General features: G+C 72.0%; 13 protein-coding genes and 1 pseudogene. 8 read left to right on the top strand and 6 right to left on the bottom strand.

Annotation, left to right across the window (positions count from 1 at the left end):
- Positions 1–5: 5 nt before the first annotated feature.
- The 3 genes from ACVCAG_RS12410 (at position 6) to ACVCAG_RS12400 (ending at position 4,235) form a co-directional block, all read left to right on the top strand.
- Complete coding sequence (locus ACVCAG_RS12410; protein ID WP_440083745.1) at positions 6–809, top strand: hypothetical protein; 804 nt, start codon at positions 6–8, stop codon at positions 807–809.
- A gap of 131 nt (positions 810–940) precedes the next feature.
- The gene (locus tag ACVCAG_RS12405; protein ID WP_440083744.1) at positions 941–1,570 is read left to right on the top strand and encodes a TetR family transcriptional regulator; all 630 of its coding nucleotides are present in this window, start codon (positions 941–943) and stop codon (positions 1,568–1,570) included.
- Between the two features lie 253 nt (positions 1,571–1,823).
- Positions 1,824–4,235, top strand: a complete 2,412-nt coding sequence (locus ACVCAG_RS12400; RefSeq protein ID WP_440083743.1) for a GH1 family beta-glucosidase — start codon at positions 1,824–1,826, stop codon at positions 4,233–4,235.
- A 321-nt stretch (positions 4,236–4,556) separates the two neighbouring features.
- On the opposite strand, the gene ACVCAG_RS12395 is transcribed toward ACVCAG_RS12400, so the two are convergent.
- The 5 genes and pseudogenes from ACVCAG_RS12395 to ACVCAG_RS12375 form a co-directional block, all read right to left on the bottom strand.
- Positions 4,557–5,075: a COG4315 family predicted lipoprotein gene (locus ACVCAG_RS12395; RefSeq protein WP_440083742.1), complete on the bottom strand. Its 519-nt coding sequence runs from the start codon at positions 5,073–5,075 to the stop codon at positions 4,557–4,559.
- A 120-nt stretch (positions 5,076–5,195) separates the two neighbouring features.
- On the bottom strand, positions 5,196–5,438 hold the full coding sequence (locus ACVCAG_RS12390; protein WP_447189911.1) for a hypothetical protein: 243 nt from the start codon (positions 5,436–5,438) through the stop codon (positions 5,196–5,198).
- Positions 5,439–5,744: 306 nt separating this feature from the next.
- Positions 5,745–5,810, bottom strand: a pseudogene (locus ACVCAG_RS12385) (hypothetical protein); the annotation flags it as partial.
- Positions 5,811–6,262: 452 nt separating this feature from the next.
- A complete protein-coding gene (locus ACVCAG_RS12380) occupies positions 6,263–7,003 on the bottom strand; it encodes a hypothetical protein (RefSeq protein ID WP_440083741.1) in 741 nt (246 codons plus the stop codon).
- Positions 6,990–7,502 (bottom strand): SigE family RNA polymerase sigma factor, encoded by a 513-nt coding sequence (locus ACVCAG_RS12375; RefSeq protein WP_440083740.1) that lies wholly within the window; start codon positions 7,500–7,502, stop codon positions 6,990–6,992. The genes ACVCAG_RS12380 and ACVCAG_RS12375 overlap by 14 nt, the downstream gene beginning before the upstream one ends.
- 130 nt (positions 7,503–7,632) lie before the next feature.
- Here ACVCAG_RS12375 and ACVCAG_RS12370 point away from each other — a divergent pair, with 130 nt between their 5' ends.
- Positions 7,633–8,574, top strand: coding sequence for a hypothetical protein (locus ACVCAG_RS12370; RefSeq protein ID WP_440083739.1), 942 nt, complete (start codon positions 7,633–7,635; stop codon positions 8,572–8,574).
- An 8-nt stretch (positions 8,575–8,582) separates the two neighbouring features.
- Entirely contained in the window at positions 8,583–8,819 is a 237-nt protein-coding gene (locus ACVCAG_RS12365) for a hypothetical protein (protein ID WP_447189837.1), read from the top strand.
- Between the two features lie 28 nt (positions 8,820–8,847).
- Here the strand turns inward: ACVCAG_RS12365 and ACVCAG_RS12360 are convergent, their stop codons facing one another.
- A complete protein-coding gene (locus ACVCAG_RS12360) occupies positions 8,848–9,444 on the bottom strand; it encodes an NAD(P)H-dependent oxidoreductase (protein ID WP_440083737.1) in 597 nt (198 codons plus the stop codon).
- A 189-nt stretch (positions 9,445–9,633) separates the two neighbouring features.
- Here ACVCAG_RS12360 and ACVCAG_RS12355 point away from each other — a divergent pair, with 189 nt between their 5' ends.
- From ACVCAG_RS12355 to ACVCAG_RS12345, 3 genes are read left to right on the top strand one after another with little or no spacing between them, the layout of a single operon-like run.
- Entirely contained in the window at positions 9,634–10,083 is a 450-nt protein-coding gene (locus ACVCAG_RS12355; RefSeq protein WP_447189836.1) for an AfsR/SARP family transcriptional regulator, read from the top strand.
- Complete coding sequence (locus ACVCAG_RS12350) at positions 10,026–11,939, top strand: ATP-binding protein (RefSeq protein ID WP_447189908.1); 1,914 nt, start codon at positions 10,026–10,028, stop codon at positions 11,937–11,939. Before ACVCAG_RS12355 ends, ACVCAG_RS12350 begins: the two co-directional genes overlap by 58 nt.
- Positions 11,890–12,207, top strand: a complete 318-nt coding sequence (locus ACVCAG_RS12345) for a hypothetical protein (protein ID WP_440083735.1) — start codon at positions 11,890–11,892, stop codon at positions 12,205–12,207. Before ACVCAG_RS12350 ends, ACVCAG_RS12345 begins: the two co-directional genes overlap by 50 nt.
- The last annotated feature ends 288 nt before the right edge of the window (positions 12,208–12,495 follow it).

The raw sequence follows: 12,495 nt of genomic DNA, 5'->3' as shown, positions 1-12,495 counted from the left end.
AGAGCATGCCGACACGAAACAACGCCCGCACCGCCTGGCTGGCCGCCGGTGGGACGCTCACCGCGCTCACCGTGGCCTTCACCGCCCTGGCGGCGTGGGCCGAGATCACGATGGTCCGCCCGCACACCGAGACCGCGCTGCAGTCCCGGGCGCTCACCTCACCGAAGATCGTCGTGGAGGCCACCGGCCACGTCAACATCTCGTTCGTGCCGGGCTCGGCGAAGCGGCTGGACCTGGAACGGACGCTCCTGTGGACCCGGGACCGGCCCGTGGTCACCGAGGAGTGGGACGGGCGGACGCTCCGGCTCGACGTCCGCTGCCCCGGCGGCGACCGTCCCGGCGGCCCCGCCTGCCAGGCCGACTACGTCCTGGGCGTGCCCGCGGACACCGACGTCGAGGCGGCGTCCCGCCGCTTCGGACACGTCTCGGTGAGCGGGATCCAGGGCGACCTGCGCCTCTCTACCGCCATGGGCGACGTGGTCGCGGACGGCACGGGGGGCGCGCTGCTGGTGCGGGCGCAGACGGGGAACGTGATCGGCACCGGCCTCAGGTCCGCCGGGACCGACGTCGAGACCGGTACGGGAGACGTCGACCTGAGGTTCGCGGCCCCGCCGGACGACGTCAGCGCCGTGGTGAGAACGTCCGGGGACGTGAAGGTCAGGGTGCCGGACGGCCAGGAGTACGAGGAGGGCTACGACGTGCGGACCGGCACCGAGCACGCGAGCGTCGGGGTGCGGCGCGACCCGGCCGCCCCGCGGCGGATCACCACCCTGACCGGGTCGGGCGAGCTGAGCGTCCTCCCGTCCTGACCCGCGGTCTCCCGCCCCACGAGCCCCACGCCTCTCGGCGCGGGCGGGACGGAGCATCGCGCACACAGGTTTGACCAGGTCAAAACCAACGCCAGGGCGTCTTCACCCGTGCGGAGGACTTGAATCGAATCATGATTCCCGCCGACGACCCGCAGAGCCGAGCGGTCATCGACATCGCGGCGCGGCTCTTCGCGGCGTTCGGTCACGACGGCACGTCACTGCAGGGGATAGCGGAGGCGGCCGGGCAGAACCTGACGTGGGTGCAGCAACGGTTCGGCGACAAACACGATCTCTACCTCGCCGTCATCGACCACGCCGGCCGGGCGGAACAGGCCCTCGTGGAGGACGTGCTCAGCGCGCTCCCCGCCGCCGGCCCCGAGGAATTCGCCGCCGTCATGTACGAACTCTCCGAGCGCTACCTGGAGTTCTGCCTCGACAATCCGCAGATCCCCGCGCTGTGGATGCACCGCTGGCTCGGCGACGCCGCCGATCTTCCCGACCTGGAGCAGATCTACTCGATCCCTCTCATCAACCTCACCCGCGACGCGATGCGCTCCGCCGCCAGGGCCGGGCTGATCGACGACCAGGTGGACCTGAGCCTGTTTCTGCGTACGCTGATCTGGAGCGTGTACGGGTTCCTGCACGGCGAGGCGATCGCCGAGGCGGAACACTCCGTCTCCACCGACCCTCGGGCGCGGCGACGCCTCCTGGCCCATCACCGCCAGTTGCTCGATCGCATGCTGAAACTCCCCGGAGCCTGAGAACGGCCTCCTGGAGGTCCTCTTCGCCCCGGAGAACGGCGTGCCCGCTGTCGGTGGCATCGGTTACTGTTTCGTCGATCATGAAAGCGGGCAGGGTGGGAGCGTTCCCACGCGGGTCGGGAAATCCTCTCGACGCCGGGCCGCGATCGTCCCATGATGTCGGTAGGCCACTTCCACCGGCCGGGACGACGGCGACCCCGCCACCGCCTCGCGCGTCCTGGCAGTCGCGAGAACCAACGGGGGTTTTCGAAGGATGACCGCAACGACCATCTCGACCCGGGGCGAGACCCTGGCCTTTCCCGAGGGCTTCGTCTGGGGGGCCGCCACCGCCGCGTACCAGATCGAGGGCGCCGCGCGAGACGGGGGGCGTGGCCCGTCGATCTGGGACACCTTCTCCCACACGCCGGGCAGGACCGCCGACGGCCACACCGGCGACGTGGCCTGCGACCACTACCACCGCTACGCCGGCGACGTCCGCATGATGGCGGAGCTGGGCCTCGGGGCCTACCGGTTCTCGGTGGCGTGGCCCAGGATCCAGCCGTCGGGCTCGGGGCCCGCCGTCGCCGCCGGGCTCGACTTCTACGACCGGCTGGTGGACGAGCTGCTGGCGGCCGACATCACGCCCTACGTGACGCTCTACCACTGGGACCTCCCCCAGGCGCTGGAGGACCTGGGCGGGTGGACCAACCGCGACACTGCCCACCGCTTCGCCGACTTCACCCGAATCATGTACGACCGGCTCGGCGACCGCGTCGGGACGTGGATGACCGTCAACGAGCCGTGGGTGGCCGCGGTGCTGGGGTACGGCATCGGCATCCACGCGCCGGGCCGCGCCTCGGCGGCGGAGGCCTTCCGCGCCTCCCACCACCTCCTGCTGGCCCACGGCCTGGGCGCCCGGGTGCTGCGCGACGCGGGCGCCCGCGAGATCGCCCTCACCCTGAACCTCACGCCGGTGATGACGCCCGGCCAGCTGAGCGACCCCGACCTCGTACCGTCCGCCGAGGACGCCGAGGCGGTGAACCTGATCGACTGCCTCATCAACCGGCAGTTCCTCGACCCCGTCCTGCGCGGGAAGCATCCCGAGCCGGTGCTCGCCATCATGGAGCGCATGGGCGGGACCGACCACATTCACGACGGCGACCTCGAAACGATCAACCAGCCCATCGACCTGCTCGGGATCAACTACTACACCCCCTGCGTCGTGCGGTCCGAGCCGGGCGAGCCGGCCAATGCCGCCTACCCCGGCAGCGAGGGCATCCGGTTCAGCGGCACCCACGCCCCGACGACGGCGATGGGCTGGGCGATCGTGCCGACCGGGCTCTCCCAGCTGCTCACGCGGCTCTCGCGCGACTACCCCGAGGTCGGCCTGATCGTCACCGAGAACGGCGCCGCGTTCGACGACGTGGTGGCGGGCGACCGCGTGCACGACGCCGACAGGACCGCCTTCTTCGAGGGCCACCTGAGGGCCGCGCACGCCGCGATCGAGGCCGGTGCCGACCTGCGCGGCTTTCTGGTGTGGTCGCTGCTGGACAATTTCGAGTGGGCCGAGGGCTACCACAAGCGCTTCGGGATCGTGCACGTCGACTTCGAGACGCAGCGGCGGCTGCCCAAGGACAGCGCGCTGTGGTACCGCGAGGTGATCCGGCACAACGGGCTGCGCCGCGAGCGCGCCAAGCGCCCCACCCTGGAGGCGGTCGCCGCCCGCGCGGGCGTGTCGAGGTCGACCGTCTCCCGGGTGATCAACGGTGAGGACACGGTCAGCGACGAGTTCCGCGCGATCGTCATGCACGCCGTCAACGAGCTGGGCTACGTCCCCAACTCGGCGGCCCGCAGCCTGGTGACCCGGCGCACCGACTCGATCGCGCTGGTCGTCTCGGGCTCCCCCTCCGGAGTCCGCTCCGACGACCCGCTGTTCTCGGCGACCGTCCGCTCGGCCACCCGGGAGCTGGAGGAGTCGGGCAAGCGCGTCACCCTCATGCTCGCCGACTCGACGGCCGGCCGGCTCCGGGTGGAGCAGTACGCCGCCTCGGGGCACGTGGACGGGGTGGTGCTCGTATCGACGCAGGGCACCGACCCGCTGCCCGCCGCGCTGGCCCGTACGGGCATCCCGGTCGTGTCACTGGGCAGGCCCGCGGTGGCGACGCACGCCGCGTACGCCGACGTCGACAACGCGGGCGGCGCCGCCTCGGCGGTCGCGCACCTGCTCGCCAGGGGACGGCGGCGGATCGCCGCGATCGCCGGGCCCCCGGACGCGGTCGCCGCGCAGGACCGGCTCAGGGGCTACCGCGAGGCCCTGCGCGACACCGGGCACCGGTCGATCATCGCCGTCGGCGATCTCACCCTCGCCTCGGGCGCGGACGCGATGCGCCAGCTCCTGCGCGACGACCCGGCGCTCGACGCGGTCTTCGCGGCCGGCGACCTGATGGCGATCGGTGCCCTGCGGGTGCTGAGCGAGTCGGGGCGGCGGGTGCCGGACGACGTCGCGATCGCGGGATTCGACGACATCGAGGCCGCCTCCTACGCCGTGCCCGCGCTCACCACGGTGCGCGCGCCCCGGGAGGACCAGGCGCGGGCGGCGGTGCGCCTGCTTCTCCGCCAGATCGACGGCGGTCCCGTGTCGTCGACGATCCTGCCCACGGAGCTCGTCGTCCGGGAGTCCACCTGACGGGGTGACCGCGCCTCGACCGGCCTCGACCGGCGAAGAACTCGCGAAGGCGCGGGCGGAGAACTCCACGAAGGCGCGGGCGCGAAACGTGAAGGGCCCGCCGGGGCGACGGCGGGCCCTTCACGTTTCGCGCCCCGGGCGGGGCGATCCTCACGGTCTCGCCGGCGGGCTCGCCCGCGTCGCGGGCCGGCACGCCGTGCCCGCCGCCTCCGGCCCGGACTCCCGGGTTCCCGGGTTCCCGGAGGTCCGGGGATCCGGCCTCATGGACGCGCTCGTTCACGTCCCCCCGAGTTGCGCTCGTTCACATTCCTTCGGTCCGGCTCAGTCGCGCGCCTTCTTCCCGTCCGCGTCGACCGCGTACCACTCGTCGCCGAAGCCGTCGACGTCGTGCCCCTTGACGTCACCGGCCTTGGTGTCCTTGGCGAAGTAGTAGAGGGGATGGCGGTTGTAGGTCACCTGCGTCGTGCCGTCGTCCCGCTCGGTGGTGTCGAGCAGGTCCTCCTTGACGCCCTGGCCCGCTTCGGGCTTCCCGTCCGTGACGTACGGCGGCCACGCCCGCGCGCAGGCGTCGGAACACGACGACTTCCCGTCCTTGTCCTTCTCGAAGAGGTAGAGCGTGCGTCCTCCCTCTCCGACCAGGACCTTTCCGATACTCGTCTCTCCCAGCTCGACCTTGGCCCTGGTCGCCGGCGAGGACGAGGTGGGGGTTTCTGGCGAGGTGGGCGACGCCTTGACCTGGTCCGCGACCATCGGCTCGGTCGTGCTCCCGTCGTCGGCGCCGCCGCATCCGGCTGCGAGCACGCCGAGCGCGAGCACGCCGGCATGAAGCAACTTCCTCATCTCCGACCCTCCAGGTAAGCAGTGCCATTACTGCTGGACAGCAGACACGCTGCGGCACCGGTTGGGGGCCACGACACGGATCGCTTGGACATGCCTTTGCCCGCCCTTGCGAGACCCGTCTCACGCCCGGTACGCCTGAACCCACTCCGACCCGCCCGAACCGCCAGATCGCTTGTCCGCGGCCCATGAACGTCCGCGGACGGGGACGAGCCGGGGCGGGAAACCGGGCCCACGGGCCTGGCAGGCGCGTGCGATGGCCAGGGTGTCGTCGGCGACGGCGGGAGGCCCGCCGCCGTAGCGTCCCTGGGCGTCCGCGGCGGCGAGGCCGTCCATGGTGCGTTCGTGGCTGAGGCCGCGTTCCATATGGTGTGCTGCACGCCGGGCCCGCGGGATCGCGGAGCGGCGGGGGCTCGGGAGAGGGCTTCTCCAGGGGCCAAATCGCGAAAGTGCTGACCTAGGTGAACCGGCGCGTGCGGGCCGTGCGATAGACACACCGTGAGACCGTTCCCTTTCCGGCGGCGCGAGCCCCCCGATGTCACCGTGGACAGCACCGACGCCGAGCTCGTCACTGCCGTCGCCGCGCGGAGCGGTGAAGACGCCGCCGTCCCACACGGCGGCCGGAGCCTGGTCCAGGCCGGCGCGGTTGCGGCGGGTGGTGCCGGAGAACCCGCGGTCGAGGTGGATCCGGTCTTGCGGCACGCCGGGGGCCAGGAGCGGCTCGGTCTGGATGATCACACCTTGTTCGTCGGTGGAGCAGCGGGCGTAGCCGACACGGGCTCCGTTCACGCGTTCAAGTGTTCCGAATAGGGGACCTTCACCGGAACAGTTCGCGGAACACCTATACGGAACACGCCGACCTGGGGGTCTATCCGGCTTGAGTGGTGTTCCGTTGAGGGATCCCCTTACGGAACACCACTCTGATCACCCGTGGTCACTTGAGGTGGGGGTACCGAGCTTGAATGCTCGCCCCGCAACTCTTCAGGAATCACTGAGCGTTGTATTCCTTTGGTGTACGGGCCGGGCGACGGGCCTTCACAGTCGCCGTAGTCGCACTGTCTTGTCGGAGCTACCGGTGGCCGGCCCGGCGTCCAGCCGACCCGACCTTCCGCTCGCGTGACAGCACTGCATACCCGCAGCGCTGCCACCCATTGTGATTGGCATGTCACACAGTGAGCAGAGAGAGGGTTCTAGTCGTCGGCGGTGAGACCTTCGGCGATCTTGGTCAGCTCGCGGTCGACGGCCTTGGCGTTGGGGAATTCCTTCGCGTACGTGGGGCTGAACATGATCTCGGCCCGCCGCTGCTCCCCCATGTTCAGGATGAGCGTGGGGGTGCCCTTCATGCCGTCCTCGCCGACGTTTGCGATGACCGAATAGCCGGTCCGGTCGCCGACGGTCACCTCTTCGCCCTCCCCCTCGTCGCGGTGCCACTGCACACGGTCGTCGACCTCCTGGACGGCCTCACCCTCGTACACGAAGATCTGCACGCAGTAGAAGCCGTGCTTGTCGCCGTCGAAGTTCCACGAGGTCGAGTAGCTGTCGCCGTGGTCCACCGACCAGTGGCTCCACTGCAGGCCCTCGGGCAGGTAACCCACCTTGAGGTGCTTGAGCGTCTTCCCGTCGCCCAGGTCCCCGAGGCTGGGGGGGGCGGACGGCACGGGCGGGGTGTCGTCGATGGCGGGCGGCCCCTGCGTCTCGGAGACGGCCGGCGTCTCCGACACAGCGGGCGTCTGCGTGGCGCCCGGGGCCACCGTCAGGTAGAGGGGGCCTGCCGCGAGGACGGCCACCGACGTGGCCAGGGCCGCGACCCTGCCCCGCGTCCTCGTCCGCCTCGTGGACCGGATGACCCGGTCCGCCAAGTCGGGCGCGGCGTGCAGCCTCGCGGTCTCGTCCGCCATGACCTGGCGGAGGCGTTCCTCAAGCGTGAGCATTGTCGATCACTCCTTCCACGGATGCCTCGCCGAGCGCTGCACGCAGCTTGGCCATCGCCTTCGACGTCTGACTTTTCACCGTGCCGACCGTGCAGCCGAGCACTTCCGCGGTCTGCGCCTCGCTGAGGTCCTCCCAGTACCGCAGGACCACCACCGCGCGCTGCCGGGGAGGCAGGCCACGCAGCGCGTCCATGAGCAGGTGGCGCAGATCGACGTTGGTCGAACGCGCCGCCCTCTCCGGCAGGATGCGCATCGGGATGATGCTCAGGATTGCCCGGCGGCGGGCCCGGCTGATGGCGGTGTTGATGATGACGCGGCGCACGTAGGGCTCGGGGCTGTCGTGCCGCACCCTGTCCCAGTTCCTGTAGGTACGCTCCAGCGCCGTCTGCAGCAGGTCCTCTGCCTCCGCCTCGTTCCCGCAGGCGAGGTAGGCGACCCGCAGCAGGGTGGAGGCCCTTGCGGCTACAAATGCGCCGAAGTCGTGCTCCGCGCCGCTCACGTCTGTCTGTCCCGTTTCACGCCTCCTAATACGCCTCGCATCCTCCAACAGTTGCCCGGGGGTCGCAGGCAACCTTGTGAGGCGCTCAGGCGTATTGGGGGACATCACTTCGAACCTTTGGAGGAAACACATGAAGCTCGCGACCGCACCGGTCCGGCCGCTGATCGCCGTCGGCACCGGCCTGGCCGCCGCCGTGGGCGCCGTCGCCCTGCTGGGCCTGCCGAGCGTCATGAAGGCACCGGAGACACGGCTCGCGGCCACCGAGTCGGCTCCGCCGGAAGGCGCCTACTGGCATACGAGGGTGCTGACCCAGCACACCGGTCCCCGCCAGATGGGCAGCGGCGCGAATCGCTACTGGGTGGTGGAGCAGAGGCTCAGCGAGACGTGGACCGCGCCCGACGGCAAGGCCTGGTTCGGATACCGGAAGGCGGGGGCGTACCCGAAGAGCGCGGCGGACCGGAAGGCGTGGCGCCGCGACGGCTCGCCGGCCAAGTGGACCCGCACGGCCGACGGCCAGGTCGTGAAGCTGTCGACCGAGCCGGACAAGGGCCACGTCGGGCCCGTACGTGGCAACGACGACAAGTTCTTTCTGGCCGGGCAGCGGCTGACATACGACGAGGTCCAGCGACTGCCCGCGGACCCGAACGTGTTGAAGTCCTGGCTCTCCGAGGCCGCGCGGGTCCAACGGGTCAAGCAGAACGACGTGGACCAGTACGTCACCGGGGCGCTGCCGGGGATGCTCTCTCAGCTTCCGGCGCCCAAGAACGTCCGCGCCGCGGCCTACCAGGCCTTGCTGACGATGCCCGCTGTCCGTTCGCGGGGAGAGTCCAAGGACAGCATGGGCAGAGCCGGCGCGGCCCTGTCGATCGACCACCCGAAGGCCGTTCAGAAAGACGGACTGACGATCAAGGACACGACCTACTTGATCGTGGACACCGGCACGATGCTTCTGCTGTCCGAGAGCCAGACGACCAAGATCAGTGGCAAGCTGTCCCTCAACGAGACCCGCACCCGGACCATGCTCGAGGCCGGCTGGACCAACACCGCGCCGGCTGTGCCCGCCCTGCCGTAGCGGCGCACTTGGGTGAGCTTGTCACCCCTCGCTCTTTCGCCAAGCCCGGGGCCGTGCCCGGCGGGAGCCGACCCGACCCGACGCCGGCCGCGATCGCCCGCAGCGCCGACGACCTGCGCGCCCGTGCGGAGGCGGAGTTCTCCGCCTCCGGGACTCCGCTGGAGCGGATCAGCGCCTATCCGGGCCGGGAGCGGGACGCCCCGCGGGGTGCCCGGTGGGCCGCCTCACCCAGGACCCGGACATGATGGCCGATCCCGAGCCGCGTTCCCGTACTCAGGCCTCATAGGGGTGTGCGGCCCTGGCCTCGCGCAGCGCGCGGGCCCACCATGTCAGCTGGTCCAGGGTGGTCTTGACGGTGGCGTCGCACTCCGCGTTCGCCCGGGGCCAGCTGCCGTCGGGGGCGAACCGCTCCCAGTAGCGGGGCAGCGCGACACCGTCGCGGATGGCCACCGCGTGCAGCTCCGCGAACACCTCGCGCAGCTGCGCGGCGGCGAGCAGGCCGCCGGAGTCGTTGCCGTAGGAGACGACCGCGACCGGCTTGGCCTGCCACTCCCGGTGGAACCAGTCGATGGCGTTCTTGAGCGGAGCCGGGAAGCTCCGGTTGTACTCGGGAGTCACCACCACGAACGCGTCGGCACCCGCCAGGCGCGGCGCCAGCGCGACCACCGGCGCGGGCAGCGCCTCGTCCTGGTCCGTGAGCGTCTGCGGCAGGGCGGCGTCGGCCAGATCGATCAGGTCGATCTCCAGATCCACCCGCCTGCGAGCCCGCCCCGCGAACCAGGCCGCGACCGTGGGACCGAACCGGCCGTTGCGGGTGCTGCCGACGATGACCGCCACCCGCAACCGGTCGCCGTCCTGCGTCTTCGACATCCCCGGCCTCCTTCGCTCCTCCGTGATGTGTCCCACCCTGCCGAAGGGCGTTTACGGCATGTTTACGCTCGGCTTCCGGTCACCACCCGAATCTGGCCGTACGGCATGGGTCCGGTCCTCTCGCACGGAGGCCTCGGCAGACGCGTACGGCCCGGCCTCGCGACGCCGTGCCGCGTTATGGTGGCGTCCATGCGTTTCGGGGTGCTGGGACCGCTGGCGGTGTGGACGACGGACGGCAGGCCTGTCGCCGTCCCCGGGCTGAAGGTTCGCGCCCTCCTCGCCGACCTGCTCATCCACGAGGGGCGCCCGGTGCCCGCCGATCGGCTGGTCGACGACCTGTGGGGCGAGGACCTGCCGGGCAACCCGGCGGGGGCGCTGTCGGCCAAGGTCTCGCAGCTGCGCCGAACCCTGGAGGACGCCGAGCCCGGCGCCAGGAAGCTGGTGGTGTCGCCCCCTCCGGGATACGTGCTGCGCGTCGACGCCGACGCGGTCGACGCGCGGCGGTTCCTCTCCCTGACCGCCGAGGCGGGGCGGACCGGCGACCCGCGCGCCAGGGCGGCGCTGCTGGCCGACGCGTCGCCCTGTGGCGCGGTCCCGCGCTGGCCGACTTCACCGACGAGCCCTTCGCCCAAGCGATGATCACCCACCTGCACGAGCAGCGGCTCACCGCCCACGAGGACCACGCCGAGGCCCGCCTCGCCCTCGGCGAGCACACCCGGCTCGCGGCCGAGCTGGGCGACCTGCCGGCCCGGCACCCCCTCAGGGAGAGGCTGCGCGCCGCCCACATGCTCGCCCTCTACCGTTCCGGACGGCAGACCGAGGCGCTCCACGGCTACGAGGAGCTCCGCGCCCATCTCGCCGACGAGCTCGGCCTCGACCCGGGTGCCGAGCTGATCGCCCTGCACCGGGCGATCCTCGCCCGGGATCCGGCACTCGACCCGCCCGCCGTACCGGCCTCTCCCCCCGCCAGGCCCGCCACGAACCTGCCCGCGCCCCTCACCGGCATGGTCGGCAGGGACGACGCGATCGCCGAGATCGACGCCCTGCTGCGCGCCGACCGCCTGGTGACCCTCACCGGTCCCGGCGGGGTGGGCAAGACCCGCCTCGCCGTCGAGACCGCGTGGCGGCTGACGGACGCCTTCCCCGACGGCGTGTGGCTGGTCGAGCTGGCCGCGCTCGACCGGGCGGGCGCTCCGACGACGGACTCGCTGGTCGACGCGGTCGCGACGGTGCTGGACATCCACGACAGCGCCGGTCCGGGGGAGCCCGTGGACCGGCTGGTCGGCGCGCTCCGTCCCCGGCGGCTGCTGCTGGTGCTCGACAACTGCGAGCATCTCGTCGAGCCCGTCGCCGAACTGGCGGAACTCCTCTTGCGAGCCGTTCCCGGCCTGCGCGTCCTGGCCACCAGCCAGGAGCCCCTCGCCCTGACCGGTGAGGTGGTCTGGAACGTCCCGCCCCTGGAGACGCCGGACGCCGACGCCGACCTCGACGCGCTGGAACGGACCGGCTCGGTACGGCTGTTCGTCACCCGCGCCCGCGCGACGACCCGCGGGTTCACCCTCGACGCGGACACCGCCCCGGCGGTCGCCACGCTCTGCCGCCGCCTGGACGGCATCCCGCTGGCCCTGGAGCTGGCCGCCACCAGGGTGCGCGCGCTGGGCGTGCACGGCCTCGTCGACCGCCTGGACGACCGTTTCCGTCTCCTGGCCACCGGGCATCGCGGTGCCCCGCCCCGCCAGCGGACGCTGCACGCGATGATCGACTGGAGCTGGGATCTCCTGACCGGTCCCGAGCGCCTCGCCCTGCGCCGCCTCGCCGTCCACGCCGGTGGCTGCACCCTGTCCGCCGCCGAGGCCGTCTGCGGCGCGGACGACCTCCCGTCCGCCGACGTGCTCGACCTGCTGGCACGCCTGCTCGACCGCTCCCTGGTCACCGTCACCCACACCGCCGACGGCCCCCGCTACCGCCTTCTGGAGTCCGTGACCGCCTACTGCGTCGAACGCGTCCACGAGGCGGGTGAGTTCGAGCCGCTGCGGCGGCGTCACCGGCGCTACTACACCGAGCTCGCCGAGGAGGCCGAGCGGCACCTGTACGGGCACGACCAGCGGCGGTGGCTGCGCCGCCTCGACGCGGAGGCCGCCAATCTCCGCGCCGCGCTCGACGGCGCGGTGGCCGACCGGGACCCGGGAGTCGGGCGAGCGGGCGGCGCGGCTGGCCGCGGAACAGGGCCACCAGGCCAGGCAGATCTTCGCCGAGACGGTGCTCGCCTACGCCGCCAGGAGGGCGGGCGGGCTCGACCTCGCGGAGACGCACCTGCGCAACATCCTGGAGTGGACCCCGAAGCGGGAGGGCGGCGAGACGGACCACCTCGTGCACCTGCCGATGATCCTGGTCGAGCTCGGTTTCGTCTTCGAGGAGCGCGGCGACGCCGCGACGGCACGGGCCATGCACCTGGAGAGCTTCGCCGTCGCCCGGGAGCTCGACGCCTTCCGTGACGTGATACGCGCCATGGAGGGCCTGGCCGGGGCGCTGTCCCTCGCCGGGGAGCACGGCCACGCCGCCCTGTTACTGGGAGCGGCGGCCTCGGCCCGCCTGGCGACGGCGATGCCCCCGGCGCCCGCCGAGCGCGGTGACATCGACAGGATCACGGCGAGAGCACGCGACGCGCTGGGTGGGGACGACTTCGCGTCCTGCTTCGAACACGGCGGCGACCTGACGCCCGAGGAGGCCAGATCGCTCGTCGACCAGGTGGCCGTGCCCTGACGCGCACCGGGCGGACCGGTGCGCGGGGCCCTCGTCCCCGATCGTTTCCGGCCGGCGGCCGACGTCTCCGCGCAGTCCCCGATCGCCCCGGGCCGGCGGCCGACGTCCTCGCGCGGCACGAATCCCCGGACAGCACGAAGCCGGCCCCCTGGGGAGCCGGCCGGGTTCGAGCGGGGGAGACCGATCGGGTCGGTGTCGGGTCGGTGTGCGGGAGGGGGTTAGAAGGCGTCGCCCCAGCGGCCGCAGTCGTCGAACTTGTCGGTGCCCTCGCAGACGCGGATCTTGAAG

Source organism: Streptosporangium sp. G12, assembly GCF_052983175.1.
Note: the sequence above shows the minus strand (reverse complement) of the source record. Positions and strands in the feature narration are given on the sequence as shown.

What these genes read in the sequence shown, in the direction of transcription:
- ACVCAG_RS12410 (WP_440083745.1), top strand. Translation starts at nt 6, where the DNA reads ATGCCGACACGAAACAACGCCCGCACCGCCTGGCTGGCCGCCGGTGGG.
- ACVCAG_RS12405 (WP_440083744.1), top strand. Translation starts at nt 941, where the DNA reads ATGATTCCCGCCGACGACCCGCAGAGCCGAGCGGTCATCGACATCGCG.
- ACVCAG_RS12400 (WP_440083743.1), top strand. Translation starts at nt 1,824, where the DNA reads ATGACCGCAACGACCATCTCGACCCGGGGCGAGACCCTGGCCTTTCCC.
- ACVCAG_RS12395 (WP_440083742.1), bottom strand. Translation starts at nt 5,075, where the DNA reads ATGAGGAAGTTGCTTCATGCCGGCGTGCTCGCGCTCGGCGTGCTCGCA.
- ACVCAG_RS12390 (WP_447189911.1), bottom strand. Translation starts at nt 5,438, where the DNA reads ATGGAACGCGGCCTCAGCCACGAACGCACCATGGACGGCCTCGCCGCC.
- ACVCAG_RS12380 (WP_440083741.1), bottom strand. Translation starts at nt 7,003, where the DNA reads ATGCTCACGCTTGAGGAACGCCTCCGCCAGGTCATGGCGGACGAGACC.
- ACVCAG_RS12370 (WP_440083739.1), top strand. Translation starts at nt 7,633, where the DNA reads ATGAAGCTCGCGACCGCACCGGTCCGGCCGCTGATCGCCGTCGGCACC.
- ACVCAG_RS12360 (WP_440083737.1), bottom strand. Translation starts at nt 9,444, where the DNA reads ATGTCGAAGACGCAGGACGGCGACCGGTTGCGGGTGGCGGTCATCGTC.
- ACVCAG_RS12355 (WP_447189836.1), top strand. Translation starts at nt 9,634, where the DNA reads ATGCGTTTCGGGGTGCTGGGACCGCTGGCGGTGTGGACGACGGACGGC.
- ACVCAG_RS12345 (WP_440083735.1), top strand. Translation starts at nt 11,890, where the DNA reads ATGCACCTGGAGAGCTTCGCCGTCGCCCGGGAGCTCGACGCCTTCCGT.